The organism is Actinacidiphila oryziradicis, from assembly GCF_005047355.1.
GTDB lineage: Bacteria > Actinomycetota > Actinomycetes > Streptomycetales > Streptomycetaceae > Actinacidiphila > Actinacidiphila oryziradicis.
Genome location: NZ_SUMC01000120.1, coordinates 1 through 21,857 on the forward strand (window position 1 = coordinate 1; position 21,857 = coordinate 21,857).

The following is a 21,857-nucleotide window of genomic DNA, read 5'->3' on the forward strand; positions in this document are numbered from 1 at the left end:
CATGATCACGGACGCCTGCGGGCTCACTGCGTCCAGGGCGCCGGAACCCCAAGACCGTCGCTCAACGTCACAACCGGGCCAGCGATCCGCCACGTTGCCCGCCTAAATTCGAAGATCCGCCATCATAAGCCCGTCTGGCCGCATCCGTCGACCATTCCCGGGCTCCTGCGTATAGCGCTGCGGGGCTCGGGGCGAGTTACTCCTGCAATTGCAGGAGCTAGTTACTCACGCAATTGCGGGAGCAGAGGCTCAGGGGAATTCATTTTTAAATCTCCGACCCCTGAGTAACATCCATCGTCCTCGCCGAGTGACGTTTTTGGCGCGTCAAAGATGGTATATTCACCGCATCGCCAGCAAGCGGCGCCCGACTCCTCCGGAGGCTTTCACATGGCAACAAGAGCTTTCGTGCCCAGAGTCGAATGGTGGAACCCCGCATGCGCCCCTACGCCGTTGACCTGACCCACTGCTACCAGTCCGTCGCCGTCGTGAACGGCACCCCCACCATCGTCTGGGTTCCGAAGGTCGACGACGTCGCCGAGGCCGCTGCGCGTGTTCTGGCCATGGCCACGTGATGGACGCCAGAACCATCCTCAACGCGGTTACCGACCGGGACCTGCCGAGCAGCACCCGGCTCGTGGCCGTGTGCGGCCTGTTGAGCACCGGCCCGCACACGAGCACATCCCTGGCCGACACGCTCGGCCTGAGCCGCCGGACCACCGCCGAGGCGCTCGCCCGCCTGGAGCGGCGGGGTCTGGTCGTCCGTCGCTACGAGATGGACTACCGCGACATCCCTCGGCCTGCCTGGCTGTTCATCGGGGCCGCCAACAGGCCCATGACCTTGAGGGAGTCCTAATCATCAACCTCAGCCTGCACCTGCTGGCCTTCCTGATCACCACCGGCCTGATCGTGGCCACCGTCCGCGCGTACCGCACCGCCAGGAGGAACCGATGACCGACGAGCAGAGGTCCGACATCGCCACCGAGTTCGGCTGGGGCGACGAGGAGATCGTCGAGTTGGCCCGCCAGAATGCCGAGCAGCTCGGAGGCGCCCTGAACGCCCAGGTGCTCCAGCCGTTTCTTGAGCACGCCTACCAGCAGGCCGCCGAGTTCGAGCGGGCCCTCCGCGAGATCAGCGCGGTCGTAACAGGCCTACACCAGGCTGTGGAAGCCCTGGGCACTCGCGTGACGGAGCTGGAGGAGGGTCGGTGACCGAGACCGCGACCATCACGGTGCTCGGCCCGAGAGCCCGCCAGCCCGTCAGCAGCAGCGCTGACGGGCGTCGGCTGACGCGCGTCAGGATCCACGTCAGCAGCGTCGACCGCACCATGTCCCCTCTGGTGTCGGTGCCGATGCGTGGTGCGAGTGATGCCGCCAGCACGCCCCCGGGGGTCTGACGCGGTGACCGTCGGCGACAGTCCCCGTCAGCTCGGCTGGGGCGCTCAAAGGGCGATCGCCACGGTCGCCGCAGTGCTGACGCTCGCGCTGACGGCGGTGGCCTTCTGGCTGTCGTACGCACATCTCCACGACCTTGCCGGCCGTCACCAGCTCCACGGCGGCCGGGCTTGGGCATGGCCAGCGACGGTGGACTTGTTCATTGCGATCGGCGAGCTGCTGGTGCTGCGGGCCTCCCTGGCGGCGAGGACTGACGCCTTCGCCGTCGCGCTGACGGCCGTCGGCTCCATCGGATCCATCGCCTTGAATGTCGCGGCGGCCGGAGCTGAGGCCGGGGTGCTCGACTACGTGGTGGCGGCAGTGCCGCCGGTAGCCGCTCTGTTGGCGTTCGGCGCATTGATGCGTCAGATCCACGGTCACCTCGCCGCCTCGTCAGTACTGGGTCCCGTGAACGCCGCGGAGAAAGTCGACGTCGTCACGGCCGAGCCGACACCGCCCGTCCCGGTCGTGAGTCCCAGCCTGCCCGTCAGCGCTGCCGACGCGACTCGTCAGAACATCCTCACGGTGGCCGTCAAGGCCAAGCCCAGGGACGGCGAGCAGAGCCCGCATCGAGTCCGGAGCGAGGAGATCGTCAGGTCGCTCTACGACTCGCTCGGCGGGAGGAGGCCGGGCACCCGTCACATCGTCAGTGCTTTTCGTCAGGAGGGACTGCCCGCGTCAGACGGGACGGCAAGGGAGACGCGGAAGCGGGTCGAAGCGGTGGAGCCGGAGCTGAAGCTACTGCCGCCCGCATAGGTGGACTGACGGCCGTCATGACGATGAGCCCGGGATCTGAGAGGCGCCCCAACCTCCAGGTACGGGCTCCGGCATGATGCCACCGTGGACCCTACGGAGATGGCCGGCTGGATCGGCGGAGTATCAGGAGTCGTCGGTGCCCTGGCAGGAGCGAGCGCGTCAATCTGGACGACGTTCCTTGTGCAGCGGAAGCAAGCCGCCCAGGCGAAGGACGAACGCTTGGAGGAACAGGAGCGCACCGCTGTATCCGACGCCATGACCGAGCTGTACCAACTCCGTACAATCCCGAACGAATGGGGGTCAGAAGACCGAGAGGAGCATCGGACGTACGAAGCAGAGGCTGACAACCGCATCCAGCGCATCCAGTTGTCGCTCCTGCTGGTGCGAGATCCCGCTGCACGTCAGCGGCTGGAGACGATCGCGTACGTGGTCAGCCGGTGGCACAGGGCGGACACGCTACGGGGCCAACGAAGGTGGATCCAGAGCACGGCCCAGTTCGGGCTGGAATGTCTAGCCGTTTACGCCCGAGGCGAGGACGAGATGCCGGAACCGACCGACGGGGCAGCAATGGCGTTCCGGATGCAGATACGGCATCTCCAAGAGACGCGCAGCCCCAGGATGAGGGAAAGACTCGCCCACTTGATGGCCTTCGTTCCTGACGAATGAGACACACCGAACACTAGGATGTGTCGACAAGTCGCCATAACGTGATCTCCGGCAGGTGGACCCTGCCCAAGCAGAGCTCGATCCCCGCCAGCACGCTCTGGTGGGGATTTTTAAATGCCCGGAGGTCTGGGTGCTGCTGACCGACATCGACCCCCGCGACTGACGGCCGATGAGGCCGCCGCCCTGCGTGGGGTCAGGCCGACCACGGTGCGCCAGTGGGTCCACCATGACCGGCTGGCCCACGTGGACCTCGGCGACGGCGACAAGGGTTGCAAGCGCAAAGGCCGAGCAGGCCACCAGGACCCGCGCTCCCCGGCGGAGATTCCAGATCGCCGCCTGACGGGTGGGGAACGCGGCTCCACGGCTACTTCGGCAGGACCATGCCCTGGTCCGTGACGGAGTAGCTCGCCATGCAGGTCGGGAATGCCGAGCTGTCTCCAGCTGGTCCCCGCATTGCGGAAGACGTACAGAACTTGAACAGGATCTGCTGCTTCTGCTGGAAGCTCAGTCCGGCCGGTTGGTTGTTGGACTGCGATTGCGGCTGAGACGAGATCGACGACGCTGGAGTCACCGTGTTGCTGTCGGACCTACCAACCGTCACACCAGCGAAGAACGCCGCTCCCACAACAACGACTCCAGCCGCGACCATGGTCACCGGCCGCTTCCACCACGGCTGCTCCAGCTTCGCCAGGATGGCCAGGTACGCCGGGTCGCTTTCGTAGTCGTCCGGCAAGACGTAGGGCTCATCCGGCATCGCTGCCTCCTCAAGGGCCCTGACCGGCAGCCATCGTGCGCGAAGAGTCGGGGCGGCACAGGTTATCCATACGACCTCCCTGTTATCTACACAGGTGTCGCAATCGTGATCTTGTCCGTAAGCACTGCCATAACGGCCGTCAGCACCCGACCCACGAAACCCCGGAGGATGGCCATGGCCACCCTGCACACCACCGAGCAGATCCGCAGGCCGCTGACGCTGGAGCACGACTCCGTGATGGACGTGTACCGGGCGGCCTCCACCAGCACCCGGATGGCGCGCACCGACCAGGTCCACCGCACCGTCGGCGAACTGCTCGACTTCGTCAGGGATCTCGGTGAGCCCCACCATGCTGACGGGTGCAAGACCGCCGCTGCCCTCGCTGCGCTCAAGGCGTACGGCCCAGGCCGAACCTGATGCGCCTAGGCAACAGTGACCAGCTCAGGCCACCACTTGGGGTGCTCAACGATGGTGGACCGCATCGCCGGGCTGTGCTCCAGGAGGAACCGGCAATAGTCCCGCCAGTCGTCGAACGACTCGGTTCCCTGGATGCGACGTGTGGCCATCAGGCCCGCCTCTAGAGCATCGGCCAACATCTCGGCCATGATCAGGACCCGCTCGCGCTCTTCGTCTTGATCCGGGCACGGCTTGTCGTCGTAGAAGTACGCCCTCATCCCGGGGAATTCCAACATCTTGAAGTAGATCTCACGCACGTTGTTCAGGCAGGTATCCAAGCCGTTCGTACCGTTGATGACGTTGCTCGCCCGGACCTGCTCGGACACTGCCTTCGTCTGCTTCGCCAGAAATATCAGCGACACGATCAGCCCCAGCAGGCCCCCGATCGCCGTCACAGTCGCCACCATGGTCGTCCCCCTTCGCCAGCGGACTCGCATCATCCCCATAGCGAGCGCTTTAGCACCATGGTCACAACCGTCAGTACCTGACCGGGAACCCGTCACCACACGCGTGCGGGGTAGCCGTCATGACGCGCGCCACTTCCCGTGGGACTGGGACCGACCGACCATTGCCCACAGCTCGTCCTGGGGCCGGCGCGCGTCCATCGACACCTGCACACAGAGCACGCGCCACATCATCCACCCAGACGATGCTCCTGCAAGACGACGACGCCTACGGCCAGATCACTTGTCCGGGCTCGAACGGGCCATAGGAGTTACTGAGCTTGGTACGAGTAGCCAAGCAGATGCCGACCAGGCCGAGGTTGGTCAGGGATTCTGCGGAACGCGCCAGATTCGCACCGCGCACGAGGGGGTGTTCGAGCAGCGCGGTGATTCCTGTCCTCGTAAGCGGTGACGTCCAGATTGGCCAGATCAGTGCAGGCAGGTCCGCGGAGGTGTCCCAGGCGGTGGTGCCGCTGGTCATGGTGTCCCCGGTGAGGCGGAAGGCGGCGAAGGCGTGTAGCGCGAGCCAGGTCGCGCCTGGAACGCCCCGCTGGGAGGACTTACCGTCGCCGCTCATAGCAGCGTCGCCGGTTGAGCGGTGGTCGAGGTTCGCACCCGTGTAGTCGGGCACTCGTATCCATCCTGTGAGCGCCGCGCGGACGTGGGCGACATCCCGGCGGCACTGCTCGGCGGCCTTGACCCAGTTGTTCGCGAGGGTCATCTGGCCGGAGGCCGCGAAGAGGGGAGTCGATTCCGTGTACCAGACGGGTCCTTCTGGGCGGACAAGGCTGGTCTGCCCACTGACGTCCTGCTGTTCCTGTTGTGGTTCGTCTTTGGCCTTTTTGGCTGGAGTGACACAGAGCTGATTGACCAGCGCGGCGAACCACCGCGCGCGGGGGTCGTTGCCGAGACGCTCCGCTGTTGCGAAGTCGCGTAGCAGCCGGTGCGCTTGTTCGACGGGCATACGCAGGGCGTCGTTCGGCGCCCCGGGTCCGGTGTGGCGGGGCAGCCCGAGGATGCCGGGAGCTGCGGGCAAGGGCTCCTTATCCGGCTCGCCCGGAAGAAAGCCGACCAGCAGTTCAGCCAACTCGTCGAGGGTCAGAGGCTGCTCTGTGTGCAGGACAGCCGGCACTGCGAGCCCACGCCAGGACAGACGGACCGCCTGGTCGAGGGCTGCACTAGCGAGCTCCAGTACGCCAAGAGCGGCGAGGAACCCGAGCGGGTCGTTGCTGTGCAGAGCCGGTAGCTCCAGTTGGTGCGTGCTCAACTGCCCTCCTCGGAGCAAGACATGTCGGCTAGCCGCACGATGCTCTCCAGCACTGCGGTGCCCCAGGGTCCGTATCGGTGCATGAGCGCCGCGAATCGGTCCGGGCCGTCCCAGTCGACACCCATCGCTGCACTGGTTACGGTGATCTGCTGCCCGTCGGGCATGGTGCACTCGACCTCGACCGGTTCAGGATCAGTGACCGGCGGCAGCAAGGGGCGGCTGCGGCCGTGATGAGCCGCGACCAGGTGGGTGATCAGCATTTTGTCCAGCCCGGCGGCTATCGCAGGTTCGTTGCCGAACCAGCGCTGGACGGCGGCGGCGCTGAGGGCCTCGTGTCGCAGACCTGGATCCCAGCCGGCCAGACGTGCGGCTGTCCGACGCCCGATGACGTCGGCGGGGTCCATACCGGACTTCGCGAGTGGTTCCGGCAGTGCTTCGGCGAGCAGGGCGTCGCCTCCGCACAGCATGCTCTGGAAGCGGGGGTGCTGCTTCCCGCAATCGTGGGCCTCTCCCGCGATCTCTACTGCGGCGACGGACTGCTTGGACAGGCCGATGCGCTGGGCAAAGTCGGCGGCACGGGCCCCGACGGCCTTGCCGTGCTGAGCCAGGGCAACGGGCCGGGTCAACGAGCTGGAGTCCGCCTCTTCATCGCCCACTCCCGGGATGCGCTCCGTGGTGCCGGTAGGCAGGTGTGGGGGGAGCAAGATCATACGGACGTCATCGGGCGCGGTGCCCATCACTACTCGCCCCGCTCCGGACCGAGCGGATCCGGACAGGTCCCACTGAGCGACGGCGCCCCGCAGGAGGACCAGTCGGCCGAGCAGCCGTTGGGTGAAGCGACCGGCTTGTGTCGGTTCCGGAGGATCGGTGGGCAGCCGGTCGATGATGGCGGTCAGTAGATCGCGCACGACCTCGGTGGCCGGTTCCTGGTCGTCGCCAGGTTGCAGGCGCCCGATAGCCCTTCGTAGCAGTGCACGCAGCTCGGTCCCGTGCTCCGCTTTGCCGGTAACGCTGGCCATGACCTCGGCGTCCAGACGGGTCGCTGCGAGTTCCCGGCCGGGCGAGAAGTCGCCGAGGTCCGGCACGACTCCTGGGCCGGTGACGCCGGTCCAGCCGAAGGCATCGTGGCCGCCGACTGCGGCGGGAAGGATGACCGTGCAACCAGGCCGGACGTCCCCAGGGGTGAGGGCCGGGGCCCAGGCGCCCGGCCCGTCCCAGCGCATAGCGGGCAGCAGTCGCGGCTGCGCCGGGCTTCGTTTGGTGGGGGTTTGTTCGGGGTCGGGAGCGCCTTCGAGGTCGGCGCACGCGGCGGCATCGGCCTGGCGTGCGAGGAATCGACGCAGGCGGCGAACGGGAACGGCAACGGTCTCACCGGGGTGGGGTGGAGTTTGAGCCAGCCGCGCAGCCCAGACCTCCCATGGAGGTGTGGTGCCGTCCTCCCAGGGAAGATCAGCTCGCCAGAGCACCTGGACGTCTGCCGGGGAGGTATCCAAGCCATGGAGGAAGGGGGCCGGTGCCTGATCGGGCACCGGGGCGGGGTCAGTGCGTGCCCAGGAGTCGAGCACGGTGCGGTGCACGACCGGGATGCGCGGGCTTGGCGCGGTCAAGGCCGAGATGTCGATTCCGGTCCGTAGCCCGGGCAGGGTGGCGGGGTTGAGGAGCAATCCGTTGGTCAGGGCGTGTTGCAGTTCTTCGGTGGCGTCCGGTTGGTCCAGGACGGGGGTGTGGGAGGCGAGCCAGTCCCAGGTGCAAGCTGCGGCTTCTCCGTAGACCGGGATCGTCCGGACGTCGTCAGGCGCATGGGCTCGCAGGACGACGGCCGGGGCCAGCGCGAGGTCGCCGGTGCGATCCAGGCGGCCCAGGCGCTGGAGGACGGCATCCCAGGCGGCGGCTTCAATGCACATGCCGGCCACGGTGACGTCCAGGCCGACTTCGATGGTCTGGGTAGCCACGACGACCAGCGGCCGGGGCCGATGCGGGTCGACTCCGTTCAGCAGTTCCGACAGGGGCCCCTCGATGAGGTTCGTCCGCTCCGCGTCCCGGCAGCGTCCGGTCAGCAGCAGCACGTCCAGGTCATCGCGGGCCGACAGGGCCTGGAAGGCGGCGCGGGCGGACGCGATGGTGTTGGCGACCACAGCCACCACAGGGCGCTCGATGACCGGCAGCAGAGCGTCCACCGAAGCGATGGCCCCGTAGGCGAAGGCCTCGGTGGGATTCTTTGCCCATGCGGACACGTCGAGCAGGGTTACCCGGCGGTTGGCGTGGAGGCGCCGCCCCGCCACCGGGTGGGCCCGGTCCTCCGGGCCAACGCCGAGACGCGGGCGGCCGGAGTCGTCGGCTGTCGCGGACAGGCTGACCACCTTCACCGCACGGGCCGCGAACTCCGGATCGGTGGCGGTGGCCTGGTAGGCCGCGCAGTCGCGGGCCGTGGTGAGCAGTGCCTGCGACAGGTGCGCTTCGTCGAGAGCGAGCAACGCGTCGAAGCCGGTCAGCGCCGCATCAATGGGGCGCATTCGCGGACTGGTGTGATACCCGCGGAAGAGCAGCCGACTGCCGTACTGGTCGACCGTGCTTACCACCACGGCGGGCTGGGCCGGGCTGCGCAACCATCGGGAGGCCCAGTCCACACCGCCGCGCATCCGCACCACGCTGAATGGTTCGTCCTCCCCGCCCAGCTCTCGCAGCGCGGCAGCCACGCGTCCGCACACGCTCCCCGGCTCGGCCTGCACCAGGACGTCGGCCAGGCGCTCGGCGTGCTCATGGGCCTGGTCCACCACCAGTCGACGGTCGACGGCGAAGAACAGGCGCAGCGGTATCGTGCGCTCACCGCCCAGGGCCGTCTGCCAGGCCAGCAGGAAGACCCAGATGTCGATCAGCGAGGTCTTGCCCAGCGCCGTGGGCACATCCAGGTCCGGCCAGTCCGCCCCGGTAGCCACCGCCCGCAGATACGCCTGCTGCCAGGGAAACGGGAGATAGCCGAAGGCCTCGCGGACGAAGGCGGGGAACTCGTCGAGTTCGATCAAGTCGCTCACGAGGCGGTCTCCGTCACGGTAGGACCGGGCAGGCACAGGCCCAGCCCGAAGGTCTTCTTGCTCCCGAGCACCACCGGCCCGTCCAGCGGACGCGCGAAGTGCAACCGTACGTGGCAGCTCGGCAGGGGCGGCTCACCTTCCTTACGGCGCAGCTGGTGGCCGGCGAGATCCCGCGCACCGGGCAGCAGTCCGCCTCTACGGGCCACCTCGATGTGTTCCGGAATCGGCAGTCCCGCCATCTGGCAACTCTTGGCCACCGAGACGTCCAGCCCACGACCACCACGCTTGGGGAAGTGGTCGAGAACCATCGGGAGCGCCGTGGTCCACACGCGCGACGCCCTCGTCCAGTTCTGCGGCTGCACCGTCTGCAGTGCGGGTGCCGTCGGCTTGACGTACGACAGGTTCAGCGGAGCGCCCATCTTGGGGACGGTCAACTTGCGCAGGCCACCATCGAAGCGGAGCAATACGCCGAGCAACGCTCGCCGCTGCATGGTGGGGAGGTCCTCCGGCAGGGCGATGGCCAGGCCGCGCAGCATGCCGTCCGCGTGCGTGTGCCCGACGAAGGGCAACCCCAGGTAGGCGCACAACCGCCCCTGGCGGTCCCTGTCCTTGTGCCCGTGTACCTGTGGCATGGCCCGCACGTCGTGACCCGCCGTCTCCAACCGGCTCATCACTGCAGCCCGAAGAGCGGCGGTGACCGCGAGGGTGTAGCCGGGATCCACTGCGATGCCCGGGGAGAAGGCGAACGTCACGAGGTCCCGGTATGGTCCTCGATCCTGCCCCGCCTCCACGGAGGGCTCCCCACCGCGCACTCGGTACTGGAGGGACTGGGCCTGTTGCCAGGCGGGCTGCTGGGTCTCGAACGCGGCCCGCAACCGCTGCAGGTATCCCGGGTAAGGCACGCGTAGTGTGCTCGCCGTCCGCACCGATTCCTGCTGGTCAAGCGGCTGCCACTCCTCGAACTCCGCGTCCGCCTCAATCTCGTCCGCCTGCGCGGCCGAATTCTGGGCGCTGAGCAGTGCGTGACCCGTGGCACGTCCGAAGTACGGCACCCGGGCGGCGATGGATTCCAGCACCGTCCGCACGCTCTTCGGCGGCTCGACTCCCCACACAAACGCGACTTCAGGATGCCGAAGGACGCGCTGGGGCCAACTCTTCGGGGATCCGCCGTTCGTCCGGCCCGGCAGCATGGCGTGGCCGGGCTCTTTGGCCGTCGCGTTCGTCGGCACCCAGGCGTGCCGAGCGGTCGCCGCCTCAGCGGTCGCCGCCGGTACTCGGATCAGCGGAGCGGACTGGGACTCCAGCCAGCGCAACGCCGCCTCCTCGACCGGATCATCCAGGTCCGCGACCGACACCAGAGCGCAGAACATCCGAGCCGGATGCGGAGGCCACTCCGCCCGTCCAGGCTGCGGCCCCGACGCCTGGTACAGCGGCTCCAGCAGGTGAACTCGTACAGTGAACGGCACGGCCGCTACTCGCTCTCCGACTCGCCGATCCCGGTCACCTCGAAGGACCGGCGGATCGCCTCCTGCAAGCCCGGGGCCGGCTGCAGTTCGACCGCCTTCTTGGGCCACTCCACCCCGGCCGCCTCCGCCCGCGCCACCGCTACCTCGAAAAGCGCGCGCGCCTGCTCCGGAGACGCCAGTTCCAACGGCTCGGTAGCCGGGCGACCGTCCAGTCCGCGGCCCACCCACTCGATCCGCTCCGACACCAGCACCAGGTCGCAGCCCGACCGCAACCGGATCGCCGGGGCGGCGAACGCCAACCGGTCCCCGAGCAGCGCGACGGCTCCCACCAGTGCCCGCCCCGCCGCGCAGAACTCCGGGCTGGCATCGCCGAACCGCAGGCCGGCCAGCTGGGCCATGCTCAGCGTCGCCGTACGCTGCACGGCCTTGACCGCAACCCCACCGAGTCCCTCGGACGGCGGGATCATCCCGTGCCCCAACTCCGAGAGCTTCGCCTGCGACTTGTCTTTCGTGTTCTTCTTCGCGCTGTCGGTGAACTGCCAGCCAGAGGAGGTCACCTGCACCACCTCACCCGGCAGGTTCAACGGATCCATCCGCCCCGCCGCACGCTTGCCCGCCAGCGGGGCCACCCCGACCATCTCCGAGGAGTACGCCCGGGGGATCTTCACCTGGATCCGACGCTTGCGGTGGGAGTCCCAGACCCCGTACACCAAGTCGCTGGGCACCCAGCGCAAGTAGGCCCGCAAGTCCCCGGCGCTGGCCGCCTGCAGTCCGGCTCCCGCCTCGGTCTTGTCGAACGGCTGGTTGTCGGCGTCCATCGCGTCGCGGAAGTAGGCGTCCCGCGATCGGTGAGGTGCCTCCAAGCTCGTCACCCGCACGTCCACACCCGCCGCCTGCGTGCTCAGCGCCAAATGCGGGATGAACGTCCCCTCACGCTCGATCGCGGCGAGCAGCGCGGTCTCACACCGATTCGCCTGCGACTGCCGCTGATCCAGCAACACCACGTCCACCTGCTGCCCATCCACCCAACGCGGCTCCACCAGGTACCCGGCCGCGTCCGTGGCCTTCACCTTCACCGTCGGCGGAAAGATCGGTGATCCCGGGCCGCCCACCGGCTCGTACTCGGCCACCACCCGCACTGCCCCGTCCCCCGATTGCAAGCCCGCCGCAGCCCGCAGCCGCTCGTACAGCGCTTCCACAGCCCCTCCTCGAACGTCGCACATCTGGTAGCAAGGATTGAAGCACCCGCCACTGACAAGTCGTGACCAGAGCGAAGAACAGGGGCAGTTCGGAACCCCAAGTGCACCCGGAAGCGGTAGGGGGCACCGAAGAAAAATGTCCTAAATATCAAGTTTGCGACATGATATTGTGCGCAAGTCCGGTCGGGATTCGGTGATATCCGCAGGTCTGGTGGGGTGTCTCCGCAGCCCAACAGCTGCGGCCCCATTGCGGCACCCACTCCGCTTCCAGGATGGCATGGGCCGCCCACGGCACCATTGCGGCGAGCTAGAAGAGCTGGGTGACCTCTACGGGATCGACGGTATATCCGCAGCCCACAAGCTGCGGCACCATTGCGGCATTGCCACAGGCCCACGCTGTAATCCGGGGCCTTGTGTCTCCGCAGCCCCAGCTGCGGCACCATTGCGGCACGTACACCTGGTCGCTGCTCAACTCGGGTGGCGGGCGTGTCTCCGCAGTCCACAACTGCGGCACCATTACGGCATGATCAGGTGCAGCGCACGATAGAAACCCTCCTGGTGTCTCCGCAGCCCACGGCTGCGGCACCATTGCGGCAAGCAGGCGCTGCAGGGCCGGGTGGACAGCCCGATGTGCCTCCGCAGCGCACTGCTGCGGCACCATTGCGGCGTGTGGCCCAAGGTTCAGGCGAGGGTCGGTAAGTAGTATCTCCGCAGTCCACAGCTGCGGCAGCATTGCGGCAAGCGCGGCTCGACGCCCACCGAGGACCAGCCGTAGTGTCTCCGCAGTTCACAACTGCGGCACCATTGCGGCGCGATGGCTGGGTCCACGTCCGTGATCGCGAAGAGGTGTCTCCGCAGCCCAAGGTTGCGGCACCATTGCGGCACGATCGGGATGTCCCGGTAGGTCGGGACCATAAGCGTGTCTCCGCAGCGCATAGCTGCGGCACCATTGCGGCCTGTGGCAGACCATCGCCTGGTCCGGAGGCGTCTGGTCGTGTCTCCGCAGCTCACCGCTGCGGCACTATTGCGGCAGCATGTACAGAAGGGCCGATTCGTCGCTCATGGCGTGTCTCCGTAGCCGAACGCTGCGGCTCCATTGCGGCTCGTTGGCGAAGTCGATGCAGCCAAAGCCCCAGAGGTGTCTCCGCAGCCCAGAGCTGCGGCACCATTGCGGCTTGACGGTGCCTGTGCAGCGCCGTTCGTCGGGCAGTTTCTCCGCAGCACACAGCTGCGGCACCATTGCGGCCGCACGATGCTCGACGACGCGGTGGCGTCGAAGGTGTGTCTCCGCAGCCCAGCGCTGCGGCACCATTGCGGCCCGTCCAACGCCATGGCGCTGCTCGTCGCCTCCATGTTTCTCCGCAGTCCACAGCTGCGGCACCATTGCGGCGTGTTGGGCAGTGGGCCGAGCGGCTCCCGCCGGACTGTCTCCGCAGTCCACAGCTGCGGCACCATTACGGCGGGAAGTGGTCCTCGGCGCTGGTGTCCGGGCGCACGTATCTCCGCAGCTCGCAGCTGCGGCACCATTGCGGCTTGACGGTGCCTGTGCAGCGCCGTTCGTCAGGCAGTTTCTCCGCAGCACACAGCTGCGGCACCATGGCGGTCATATCGTCGCAGGTCCGATCACGGACAAGCTCGGGTGTCTCCGCAGTCCACAGCTGCGGCACCATTGCGCCATGCGACACAGTCAGCCCGGCCGCTGCCAGATGTACGAGTGTCTCCGCAACACACGGCTGCGGCAGTATCTTGCGGCTGGTCGGTTCAAGCGCCCGGAGTTGATTTGATGCCGAGTGCTCCGCAGCTCATCGCTGCGGCACCATTGCGGCGGGGTGCCGCCCGCGAAGTTGGGCATCATCGAGACGTGTCTCCGCAGCTCTCCGCTGCGGCACCATTGCGGCAGCGGGTTCAGCAGTGCGCGGATGGAGAACGCGACGGTGTCTCCGCAGCCCAGAGCTGCGGCACCATTGCGGCCACAGGCCGAAGTGCGACAGCACACCCGTGCCGAAGTATCTCCGCAGCGCACCGCTGCGGCACCATTGCGGCACCCACACCGACCCCGCCGGCCGCTAGCTGCACGTCGTATCTCCGCAGCGCACCGCTGCGGCACCATTGCGGCGCGATGGCTGGGTCCACGTCCGTGATCGCGAACAGGTGTCTCCGCAGCCCACAGCTGCGGCACCATTGCGGCTACCCGAAGACGAACGGCTTCCTGGCGGACCTGAGTGTCTGCCACGGCGATGAGCTTGTGTCTCCCGCAACTCACCGCTGCGGCACCATTGCAGCGACACCGGCGAGACGTTCCTGTCCACCAACCCAGGCAGTACCTCCGCAGCTCACACGCTGCGGCACATTGCGGCAGCGCCTGGTACGGGAGCGTGCTGTTCGGCGTGTAGTGACTCCGCAGCTCACAGCTGCGGCACCATTGCGGCTTGTAACCCAAGATCTTGGTGGAAGCCTGGAGCAGGATGTTTCCGCAGCTCGCAACTGCGGCACCATTGCAGCTTCTCGATGCGCCAGTCGTTCACGCCGTACCGCCCGCGTCTCCGCAGCTCACATGCTGCGGCACCATTGCGGCCAGGCTGTTGGCGCGGTCACCGGTTTCGCGCAGACGTGTCTCCGCAGCTCGTAGCTGCGGCACCATTGCGGCTGCCCGGGCGCGTGGGTCTCCAAGTGCGGCACGACCGTGTGTCTCCGCAGCCCACGGCGGTGAGAGGCCCCGTCGGAGTCGATTTCGTGCGGGGCCGCTACGAGCTCCTGCTCCGCCTGCTCGGTCACCGGGGTCCGGCTCCTGGACGGGGTCCTGCGGAGCCTCCTGGGCCACGTCCCGATGCTGCGGGCAAGCACCCCAGCGGGACGCCCTCTGGCACGGAGTTCCATCCGCCTTGGGCCGCCCGCAACTCGCGGCGAGCTCGGCCTTCATACTCGACTGCGGCAGCAGCTCCAGCTCCATCACCCTGGCGGCCCGGATCTCCTCATGCCGGACCTTCTGCCGCTCCCGAGCCCCCTCGGCCTTGGTGCCCACCGCCAGGGTCTGCACCTTGATCTCGGCGTCGTCGGTCAGCGACCACACCTTCCCCTTCTTCCGGGTCACCCCGGCCTCCTGCATCTCCGCGAGTTGCCTTCGGACTGTGGGCAGGCTCTTCCCGGTCCTGGTGGCCAGATCCTTGACCTGGCCCTCCGAGGCCGTCAGGGCGGCGTACACGGCATACCAGCGGCCCTTCACCCCATGCCGCCACGAGTCCATCCCGGAGTCCATCACGCCCACGCTCGCGGAGCGGTCGGTGGAGGCGGGAACCGTCAGGGTGTACGAGAACGCCTTGCCGGTGCCCTGCACGTTCGTCTTGGTGTTCCGGTGCAGCCACCCCAGCTCCTCCAGCTTCCGCATGTTGCGGTAGGTCGTCGGCTGGGTCAGCGCCGCCAGTTCCGAGACCTCGTAGCTGGACATGGTCAGCTTGGTTGCGTTCCTCCGGGTGGCGATCAGGGCTATCGCGTCGGCGACCCTCCGCAGCCCGTTGTGCATCCTGGCGGTGGCGACCTTGCTTCTCCACATGCCCGCCGTGAACCGGACAGCCGGCTTCTCCTCCACCTGCCCACGGACGTAGGTCACCTTGCTCGCCAGGTATCCCTGCCCCCTCTCGCGCACCTTGTCGCCGAGCGGGGACTGCAAGACCTGGGCCTTGCACTCGTCATCGGTGAGGCCCGCCCGCATCAAGGAGAACAGCACCCGGGACAAGCGGAAGTCCCGGCCGTTCGAAGTGTCCCTGAGCAGAGCCCGTGTGCGGGGGGTGACGCGGTCGTCCTCCACAAAAACGCTCATTCCTGCATTACTCCTCTGTGCATGTAGGAGAACGGGAGGAGTAATGCACCCCTGAGCGTTTTTGTCCTCGTGACCCTGGGCCTCGGGTGCCCTGACAGCGTCGTAGTAGACCTCGGGCAGGTCCACCATGGTCAGGTCGTAGGCGACTTCGTAGGTGATGCCGGTGAAGGAGTTGGTCTCCTTGTCCCATTGGGCAGAGCCGGGACCGACGACGTACCCGCCGTCCGCCTTGACGTCAGTGCCGTCATGGATGCGGACCTTGGTGTGCTGGGAGGAGTTCTTCGCCTTGAAGGGGACGCGGTAGTACCGGTGATAACCCTTGGCGGTGCGAACTGTGAAGGTGGCCGGGAGGACGGCGGAGGCCCACTGCTCGGCCTCGGGGGTGTCAGTGTCCACAACGAGGACTCCGGACCCGAGCACGACGCCGTACCCGGTGACGCCCGGACGGGCGAGCTGCTGAGTGATCCACTCGGGGTCGCTGGAGCAGTCGGTCTTCCAGTGCTTGACCCAGGGTCGCTTTCCGTGCACCGGGAAGAGTTTGAAGCCCCTCCGGACCATCGACGTCCAGGCGTGGGAGGACTCCGGAGTCGCGTTGGGGATCTGGGACCCGAGTCCTACGAGGTCAGCATGCGAGTCAGAGGATCCCAGGCTAAAGTAGTTGTAGCTGTACAACGTTCTTCCTCGATCACTGGGCACGTTGCACGGCGAGGTCTTGCCGGACCGATCACCGCGCCTTCCGCCCCTTCCTGGGAGTCGGGCGCGGCTGGACATGAAGAAGCCCCCGGAGAATTTCCGTCCGGGGGCTACTTCCTTCTCCGGGCCAGGTCCTGGCGATCGGAGTGGGGTTGACCAGCGAGCTGCGACGCGGGATAAGGCGCTGCGTGACCGGCTGAACAGAGTGGTCGAGTTTCTCGACCGGAGGCCGTTGATCGAGGAGCGGGGCCTCGGTGCTGCTGGGGATGGCTCAGCTCACGGCACGACGTCGGCCGGGAGGGTCATCGCCTGGTCCGTGAAGAACCGGAGACCGTCCCCGAGGCTCATGCTGTACAGCGGATGAGCGTTCGGATCGCCGCTCCACTCGAAAAAGTTACGGTCCTCGGCAAACCGTCGTCACGTCATACAGCCCTCCACCAGCGGGCCCCGCTCGGGTGCCCCTGCCCCTCACCCCCTCGCAGCTCTGGAGGCGTCCCGGACAGCACTGGCGACGAGGCCCGTTTGCGGCTGGACCTGGGAGAACAGCCCCAGGACAAGGAGGAGCCCCGCCTTCCGTGGTGGAGGGCAGGGCTCGGACCGACGGCTGGCCGGCTCTCGTCAGTGAACTGATCGACCGATCATCCTGAGGACTCCCTGACGGAGCACCTGCCAACGGGTCGGGGTTGGGGCGGGCCGCGCGTATAGGAGGGAGTGAACGTTCTTGGCGAACGTCATCAGTTCGTCGTGCATCTTCGTGTTCTGCCGTCCGTACTCGCTCGATGCTCGACTGATCTCAAGCGGATCCGCACCGCCGACTCCACCCGCCGCGCCTACGCATCCGACTGGGAGCAGTTCACCGACTGGTGCGCCGTAACCGGGAGCAGCCCGCTGCCGGCCTCACCCGAGTGCGTCATCGAGTACGTGACCCACCTGAAGACCGCTGTGCGGCCGAAGACCGGACGCCCCTTCTCGCCGAGCTCCATCGAGCGGGCTATCGCCGCCATCCGCACCGCACACCGCGCCGCGAACATCCAGCCGCCGGAGACCAAAGGCGCCCGCATGGTGCTGACCGGCTACCGCGACCAGCTCGCCCGCGCCAAGGACCCCGCCGCCCGTACCCGCAAGGCGGCCCCCGCTGTACCGGCCCGGCTCCGCGACATGCTCGCCACCCTCGACCGGGTCACCCTGATCGGCAAGCGCGACGCGGCCCTGCTGCTCCTCGGCTTCGCGTCGGCGGCCCGCGTGTCCGAGCTGGTTGCCCTCGACCTGCCGGACCTGGTCGAGACCGAGCAGGGAATCGAGGCGGCGGTGTACCGGCTGAAGGTGAAGGCGTTCACCGACACCGCCATCCCGTATGGCTCCAACCCCGCCACGTGCCCCGTGCGGGCGCTCCGGGCGCTGCGTGAGGCGATGACGGAGGCGGGGCGCACCGACGGGCCGCTGTTCGTGCGCGTCGACCGCCACGGCCGTATCGCGCCGCCCATGTACCGGCGGGGCGTGCCGATCGGAGACAGCTCCGGGCGGCTCACCGCGCAGGCCGCCGCGCAGGTTGTCGAGCGGGCCGCCGACGCGGCCGGACTTGAGGGCCAGTGGACCGGGCACAGCTTGCGCCGCGGCTTCGCCACCGCCGCCCGCAAGGCCGGGCACGACATCGTCACCATCGGCCGGCACGGCGGATGGGCCGACGGCTCCAAGGCGCTGCTCGGCTACTTCGAGGACGTCGACCGGTGGGAGGACAACCCGGTCACCGGGACCGGCCTGTAGCTAGCGGGGCCTGCGGCTGCGCATGTCGGCGTCGGGTACGGCCAGCCCCAGCAGCAGCGCCCGCTCCCAGTCGGTGAGGGGCAGCGCGTCCGCGAGGCGCGCGGCGATCGACTCCGACGGCCGGTGCCAGCCAGCCTCCAGGTTCTGTACGTGGGTGCCGCTGACTCCGGCGAGCCGGCCGAGACCCAGGGCGGACAGCCCCGCGCGTTGACGCGCCTGCCAGAGCATCCCGCCGAGCCCAGACGGTGAGGGCCATCGAGTGCTGACCTTCACTGTTTACCCTCCTCGGATTCAAAGGGTCATCACCATCTACGCCTTTGAATCGTAGGTCCAGCTCCCGCATCGCTCCCGAGGTCTACCGCCCCGCTGAAGCCAGGACTGTGAGGTCCGAGGGGTCATCCTCGGAGCGCCCCGCCGCCCGCGTCTTGGCCTGGCGGGGCGTTCTGCTGCTCGGCTGCGCCGTGACCGTGCTGGGCTATTGCCGCGTGACAAGGGACACATCTGACACCCCGAAATAGGGACTCTGCGGGACTCTGCGGGACTCTAAGAGAACTGAAGAGAGCCAAAGGGAACACATGCCTCAAAGCGCCCCGCATCGCTGAATGCTGAGCGACCGCCAACCGGCGGTATCGTGCTCGACAAGCACAAAGGGAGTCCATCACCGACCACTTGGTTCCTAGGCCACCAGTCGGAAGGACTCCCTGCGTGCGGTCTCCATCGGCCTAACTGGACACGGAGGAAACCTGTTGCACAAGCATCAGAGTATCCGAGACGACGCGACAGACAAGCGGGCTCCCCTGAAGGGCCGCTTCACCGCCGGCGCTCGCCGACTCACCGTACGACTCACCAAGCAACGCAGCATCTTCGCCGAGTACGCCCTGAAGGGAGCGGCGTACAAAGCGGGCACCATGGTGATCGCCCTGTTGGCTACCTGGTGGGAAAGTTGGCGCTGAATACCGAAACGGCCCCCGCCCGGTTGGGTGGGGGCCGCTGCGCTGCGCCCAGACTCAGGCGTTCAGCTCATCCGTCGGCCCCCGAATCAGGAGCGGCGCGAGGCGTAGCGGCGGGCTGTACGGCGCCCGGCTTCCTGACGGCGGCCGGGCGCTCAGGCGTGCGGCGGGCGGCGACCGCGTCGGTGTACAGCTCGGCCGTCAGCTCGCCTCAGCCGGGCCGGTCCACGTGCGCTCCACGTACTCCCCGGAGGGATGCCGGTCCGCATCCGCCTGAGTCTGCAAAAGGTCAAGCACCTCATCCGCGCGAGCGGCTTGGAGTGTGGACTCGATGACGAAGAGCCGGCATGACGAGTAGTTCTCGGCAGTCAGCCGGTCGTCATCCTTGGTCGCGTACCAGCGATGCTCGCCGTTGTGGTATCCGTGAACTGGCGGCACGAGAGCGGCGAATCGGCCGTAGTTCGGGTAGTCAATGCCCAGGCTCGTCATCTGAATGGCTTCGCGGAGCTCTTGCGCAACCGTCCGGAGGTACGTGACCTGAGCCGCCAGCTCATTCAGTTCCGGGTGACCTCTTGGCTTGAAGAACGCGGGCTCCCTCGGGCCGAACGCGAAGGGCGTCTGCTGCGCGCTGCTCATGCTGACGCGGCCGCCGTAGTGGCGAAGCAGTTCGGTGAAAGCCATCTTCAGACCGGCCATGGCCGCCGAGTAGTCGCCAATGTCCGCGTGGGTCTGTGCTTCACGGAGCAGCTGCCCGACCTCGGGTTGCGTAACGAGGTCAACCATGTCGACAGTATCGAAGTCGATGTTGAAGACCACAGGTGCGGCAGCGTTAAAGAAGTTCACCACCTGCACACGTGACTGCTCGATGGTCTCCGTAGTGGGGAAGTGCCCGTGGTGTTTCAGGCTGACCCGAGCGTTGTTGAGCTTAGTCATGGATGCCCTGCCGGGCAGCTCAATCTTGGTCTTCGCTTTCACCTCCCCCCAGTACTGCATGAACGAGATCTTGGGGTCGACTTCGACCCCGAGGAATTCAGCGGTGAGCCCGAGGAAGTTCTCGACGGCGTCGTGGAACGACAGCAGCGCAGTGGAGGACAGTGGGTGCGGCAGGCGGCTGTGCTTGATGCCCTCCTGGTAGAGGAACCGGCTGAAGGCGAGCCGCTTTATGTCGTTCGGCGTGAGCGATCGTGCCACTGCAACTCCCAAGTCCGTGCGGGATCAACATCGTCGTGCGTGTGAAGTGTCGCTGGCATCCGGCTTTCGTGGCTGATCTGCCCGCCTGCTGCGCCCGGCTTCCTCGACGGCGGCCAGGGGGCGCCCCGGGGATGACCCGATCCGTCACGAACTGGTCACTAGCTGCGCAGACGCCCCACACATCGCCAATGACACGCTACGGTCAACCCCTCACGAACCACCCAAGGGGGGACCATCATGACCTGGGGCAACGACTGGCAGCAGCCACCGGCCCAGCCCGCCAACCACCGGCCGGGGTGGCGCCGCAAGCGCATCCTCTTCCCCGCCGGAGCGGTCGGCGCGTTCATCCTCATCGGCGCCATCGGGTCAGCCGTCGACCCCGTCACCAAGACCAAGTCGACGACGGCGGCAGCCGCGAGCGCGACACCCTCCGCGAGCCCGATCGCAGCCACCGAAAAGCCTGCCTCCAGCGAGAAGGCATCACCCACCACGGCGCCCACCGCCAAGAAGGCCCAGGCCGCAGGCGACCAACTCCCGAACCTCATCGGCATGGGCCTCCAGGCCGCCCAAGACGCCGCGCAGGCTGCCGGGTTCTACGGCCTCACATCGCACGACAGCCTCGGCCGCGCCCGGCACCAGATCCTCGACCGCGACTGGAAGGTCTGCTCCCAGACCCCCGCCGCCGGCCAGCACGACACCGGCGCCACAGTCGATCTCGGGGCCGTCAAGCTCGCGGAGAGCTGCCCCGCCAAGGACCAGACCGCCCCAAGGGCCGCAGGCAAGACGATGCCGAACTTCGCAGGCAAGTCCGTGAAAGCCGCGCGTGCTGCCCTCGACTCCTCGACCTCCATCGACGTCAAGGACGCCAGCGCGGACGACCGGGGCGTGTGGATCGAGAGCAACTGGAAGGTGTGTACACAGAGCCCGAAGCCCGGAGCGGCACTCAACGGGCAGCCCGTCACCTTCGCCGCGGTGAAGTTCGAGGAGACCTGCCCGTAGACCAGGCAAGCAGAACGCCCCCACCGCCCGGAGCGATGGGGGCGCGGTCGCTTAGATCCAGCGCCGGCTTCGCGGATCGACCTTCCCGAGCGTGCACAGCAGCACACACACGTCCATCATGGCGAAGCACATCCGGAACATCAGCCGCGTCAAACTGATCGCAAGCCCGATCATGGACACCCCCCAAGGTGTAGAGGACGACCGTAGCGGCACGGGCCGGGCCATGCGAGCCGAACTACGTCGGTGGCTGGTCCAAGATGACTCGCATCGACGCGAAGATTCAGCAGGCCGAGAAGGTCGCAGCGCAGCCACCGGAGCCGCGTACCGAGCTGGCGTGGCGGCTGCAGCACGTGCCCAACCCCGACGGCGACACTGGCCACGGCGTGGTTCACCGTGACAGTTGCCGCGTCAAAGGCGGCGGACAGCTCGACCGGAAGGCGCTGGATCTGGCGCTCACCATGCCCGACGTCACGACGTGCAGCATCTGCCAACCGGAACGCGGCCTCGACCCATGACCGGCCCCGGACACGCGAAGGACCCGCCCGGGCAGTGGGCGGGCCTTCGGGTAGTGCCCGAGGGCTTACGGTCCGCCGCCGACCGCACGGCAGGGCCGACGGCGACGGTCAGCGATCTGTGGGTGGGGGCGGTCCGCTGGTGTGGAGCTGTCGGTGGCCGTTGAAGGGGTGGGCCGTGATATGCGGCCGGTGGAGGTGGTGGGAGGCGGTGCGTTCGATGACCAGGAGGGCGGCGTCGTCGTCGAGTCGCCCACCGGTGTGAGCGAGCAGGTCGCGGTGGATGTGGTGCAGCAGGGCGTCGGGGCCGGATGCGGGGAGGGAGGCGACCCGTTCGGCGAGGGGGTAGAAGTCTCGGTCGGGTGAGCGGGCTTCGATGACGCCGTCGGTGTAGAGCACGAGCAGGTCGCCGGTTTCGAAGATGAACGGGTCGACGGCGCGGCTGGGGATGGGCGGTTCGGA

The 21,857-nt window shown here is 67.6% G+C and carries 21 protein-coding genes; 11 read left to right on the forward strand and 10 right to left on the reverse strand.

The features are described from left to right. Positions 1-434 precede the first annotated feature (434 nt). From FCI23_RS57505 to FCI23_RS47370, 6 genes are all read left to right on the forward strand, one after another. Complete coding sequence (locus tag FCI23_RS57505) at positions 435-572, forward strand: hypothetical protein (protein WP_169317306.1); 138 nt, start codon at positions 435-437, stop codon at positions 570-572. Continuing rightward, the gene (locus FCI23_RS47350; protein ID WP_136730217.1) at positions 572-853 is read left to right on the forward strand and encodes a MarR family transcriptional regulator; all 282 of its coding nucleotides are present in this window, start codon (positions 572-574) and stop codon (positions 851-853) included. The genes FCI23_RS57505 and FCI23_RS47350 overlap by 1 nt, the downstream gene beginning before the upstream one ends. 94 nt (positions 854-947) lie before the next feature. Next, positions 948-1,208, forward strand: a complete 261-nt coding sequence (locus FCI23_RS47355; RefSeq protein WP_136730218.1) for a hypothetical protein — start codon at positions 948-950, stop codon at positions 1,206-1,208. Beyond that, positions 1,205-1,393, forward strand: a complete 189-nt coding sequence (locus FCI23_RS47360; protein WP_136730219.1) for a hypothetical protein — start codon at positions 1,205-1,207, stop codon at positions 1,391-1,393. Before FCI23_RS47355 ends, FCI23_RS47360 begins: the two co-directional genes overlap by 4 nt. A gap of 4 nt (positions 1,394-1,397) precedes the next feature. Then, positions 1,398-2,186: a DUF2637 domain-containing protein gene (locus tag FCI23_RS47365; protein ID WP_407646137.1), complete on the forward strand. Its 789-nt coding sequence runs from the start codon at positions 1,398-1,400 to the stop codon at positions 2,184-2,186. A gap of 84 nt (positions 2,187-2,270) precedes the next feature. Next, the gene (locus tag FCI23_RS47370) at positions 2,271-2,852 is read left to right on the forward strand and encodes a hypothetical protein (RefSeq protein WP_136730221.1); all 582 of its coding nucleotides are present in this window, start codon (positions 2,271-2,273) and stop codon (positions 2,850-2,852) included. Between the two features lie 364 nt (positions 2,853-3,216). Here the strand turns inward: FCI23_RS47370 and FCI23_RS47375 are convergent, their stop codons facing one another. Beyond that, on the reverse strand, positions 3,217-3,606 hold the full coding sequence (locus FCI23_RS47375) for a hypothetical protein (protein ID WP_136730222.1): 390 nt from the start codon (positions 3,604-3,606) through the stop codon (positions 3,217-3,219). Between the two features lie 174 nt (positions 3,607-3,780). Here FCI23_RS47375 and FCI23_RS47380 point away from each other — a divergent pair, with 174 nt between their 5' ends. Next, positions 3,781-4,023 (forward strand): hypothetical protein, encoded by a 243-nt coding sequence (locus FCI23_RS47380; protein WP_136730223.1) that lies wholly within the window; start codon positions 3,781-3,783, stop codon positions 4,021-4,023. Between the two features lie 5 nt (positions 4,024-4,028). Here the strand turns inward: FCI23_RS47380 and FCI23_RS47385 are convergent, their stop codons facing one another. The 6 genes from FCI23_RS47385 to FCI23_RS47410 all read right to left on the reverse strand — a co-directional run bounded on the left by FCI23_RS47385 (position 4,029) and on the right by FCI23_RS47410 (position 16,057). Continuing rightward, positions 4,029-4,469, reverse strand: a complete 441-nt coding sequence (locus FCI23_RS47385) for a hypothetical protein (RefSeq protein WP_136730224.1) — start codon at positions 4,467-4,469, stop codon at positions 4,029-4,031. A gap of 265 nt (positions 4,470-4,734) precedes the next feature. Further along, positions 4,735-5,772: a type I-G CRISPR-associated protein, Cas3-extension family gene (locus FCI23_RS47390; RefSeq protein ID WP_136730225.1), complete on the reverse strand. Its 1,038-nt coding sequence runs from the start codon at positions 5,770-5,772 to the stop codon at positions 4,735-4,737. Further along, on the reverse strand, positions 5,769-8,804 hold the full coding sequence (cas3g, locus tag FCI23_RS47395) for a type I-G CRISPR-associated helicase/endonuclease Cas3g (protein ID WP_136730226.1): 3,036 nt from the start codon (positions 8,802-8,804) through the stop codon (positions 5,769-5,771). Before cas3g ends, FCI23_RS47390 begins: the two co-directional genes overlap by 4 nt. Continuing rightward, positions 8,801-10,270, reverse strand: coding sequence for a type I-G CRISPR-associated protein Csb2 (csb2, locus tag FCI23_RS47400; RefSeq protein WP_136730227.1), 1,470 nt, complete (start codon positions 10,268-10,270; stop codon positions 8,801-8,803). The genes cas3g and csb2 overlap by 4 nt, the downstream gene beginning before the upstream one ends. A 5-nt stretch (positions 10,271-10,275) precedes the next feature. Continuing rightward, complete coding sequence (gene cas7g / locus FCI23_RS62760; RefSeq protein WP_265737832.1) at positions 10,276-11,469, reverse strand: type I-G CRISPR-associated RAMP protein Csb1/Cas7g; 1,194 nt, start codon at positions 11,467-11,469, stop codon at positions 10,276-10,278. Positions 11,470-13,990: 2,521 nt separating this feature from the next. Continuing rightward, positions 13,991-16,057 carry a bifunctional DNA primase/polymerase gene (locus FCI23_RS47410; protein WP_136730229.1) on the reverse strand — a complete coding sequence of 689 codons (2,067 nt, stop codon included), beginning with the start codon at positions 16,055-16,057 and terminating at the stop codon, positions 13,991-13,993. 666 nt (positions 16,058-16,723) lie between these two features. Here FCI23_RS47410 and FCI23_RS47415 point away from each other — a divergent pair. Further along, positions 16,724-17,743, forward strand: coding sequence for a site-specific integrase (locus FCI23_RS47415; protein WP_246144733.1), 1,020 nt, complete (start codon positions 16,724-16,726; stop codon positions 17,741-17,743). On the opposite strand, the gene FCI23_RS47420 is transcribed toward FCI23_RS47415, so the two are convergent. Continuing rightward, complete coding sequence (locus FCI23_RS47420; protein ID WP_136730231.1) at positions 17,744-18,016, reverse strand: helix-turn-helix transcriptional regulator; 273 nt, start codon at positions 18,014-18,016, stop codon at positions 17,744-17,746. It abuts the gene before it with no gap. 473 nt (positions 18,017-18,489) lie between these two features. Here FCI23_RS47420 and FCI23_RS47425 point away from each other — a divergent pair, with 473 nt between their 5' ends. Next, positions 18,490-18,696: a hypothetical protein gene (locus tag FCI23_RS47425; protein WP_136730232.1), complete on the forward strand. Its 207-nt coding sequence runs from the start codon at positions 18,490-18,492 to the stop codon at positions 18,694-18,696. A 198-nt stretch (positions 18,697-18,894) separates the two neighbouring features. Here FCI23_RS47425 and FCI23_RS47430 read toward each other — a convergent pair whose 3' ends face one another. After that, entirely contained in the window at positions 18,895-19,884 is a 990-nt protein-coding gene (locus FCI23_RS47430; protein ID WP_136730233.1) for a hypothetical protein, read from the reverse strand. 237 nt (positions 19,885-20,121) lie between these two features. On the opposite strand from FCI23_RS47430, the gene FCI23_RS47435 reads away from it, so the two are divergent. Both FCI23_RS47435 and FCI23_RS47440 read left to right on the forward strand, forming a co-directional pair. Continuing rightward, on the forward strand, positions 20,122-20,883 hold the full coding sequence (locus tag FCI23_RS47435) for a hypothetical protein (protein ID WP_136730234.1): 762 nt from the start codon (positions 20,122-20,124) through the stop codon (positions 20,881-20,883). Between the two features lie 257 nt (positions 20,884-21,140). After that, entirely contained in the window at positions 21,141-21,398 is a 258-nt protein-coding gene (locus tag FCI23_RS47440; RefSeq protein WP_136730235.1) for a DUF6233 domain-containing protein, read from the forward strand. Between the two features lie 108 nt (positions 21,399-21,506). Here FCI23_RS47440 and FCI23_RS47445 read toward each other — a convergent pair. Then, positions 21,507-21,857 (reverse strand): PP2C family protein-serine/threonine phosphatase (locus tag FCI23_RS47445; protein ID WP_136724394.1); only part of this gene is annotated, 351 nt, incomplete at its 5' end.

Coding starts and splice junctions, on each gene's coding strand:
- FCI23_RS57505 (WP_169317306.1), top strand. CDS start 435: ATGCGCCCCTACGCCGTTGACCTGACCCACTGCTACCAGTCCGTCGCC.
- FCI23_RS47350 (WP_136730217.1), top strand. CDS start 572: ATGGACGCCAGAACCATCCTCAACGCGGTTACCGACCGGGACCTGCCG.
- FCI23_RS47355 (WP_136730218.1), top strand. CDS start 948: ATGACCGACGAGCAGAGGTCCGACATCGCCACCGAGTTCGGCTGGGGC.
- FCI23_RS47375 (WP_136730222.1), bottom strand. CDS start 3,606: ATGCCGGATGAGCCCTACGTCTTGCCGGACGACTACGAAAGCGACCCG.
- FCI23_RS47380 (WP_136730223.1), top strand. CDS start 3,781: ATGGCCACCCTGCACACCACCGAGCAGATCCGCAGGCCGCTGACGCTG.
- FCI23_RS47385 (WP_136730224.1), bottom strand. CDS start 4,469: ATGGTGGCGACTGTGACGGCGATCGGGGGCCTGCTGGGGCTGATCGTG.
- FCI23_RS47410 (WP_136730229.1), bottom strand. CDS start 16,057: ATGTCCAGCCGCGCCCGACTCCCAGGAAGGGGCGGAAGGCGCGGTGAT.
- FCI23_RS47435 (WP_136730234.1), top strand. CDS start 20,122: ATGACCTGGGGCAACGACTGGCAGCAGCCACCGGCCCAGCCCGCCAAC.
- FCI23_RS47440 (WP_136730235.1), top strand. CDS start 21,141: ATGACTCGCATCGACGCGAAGATTCAGCAGGCCGAGAAGGTCGCAGCG.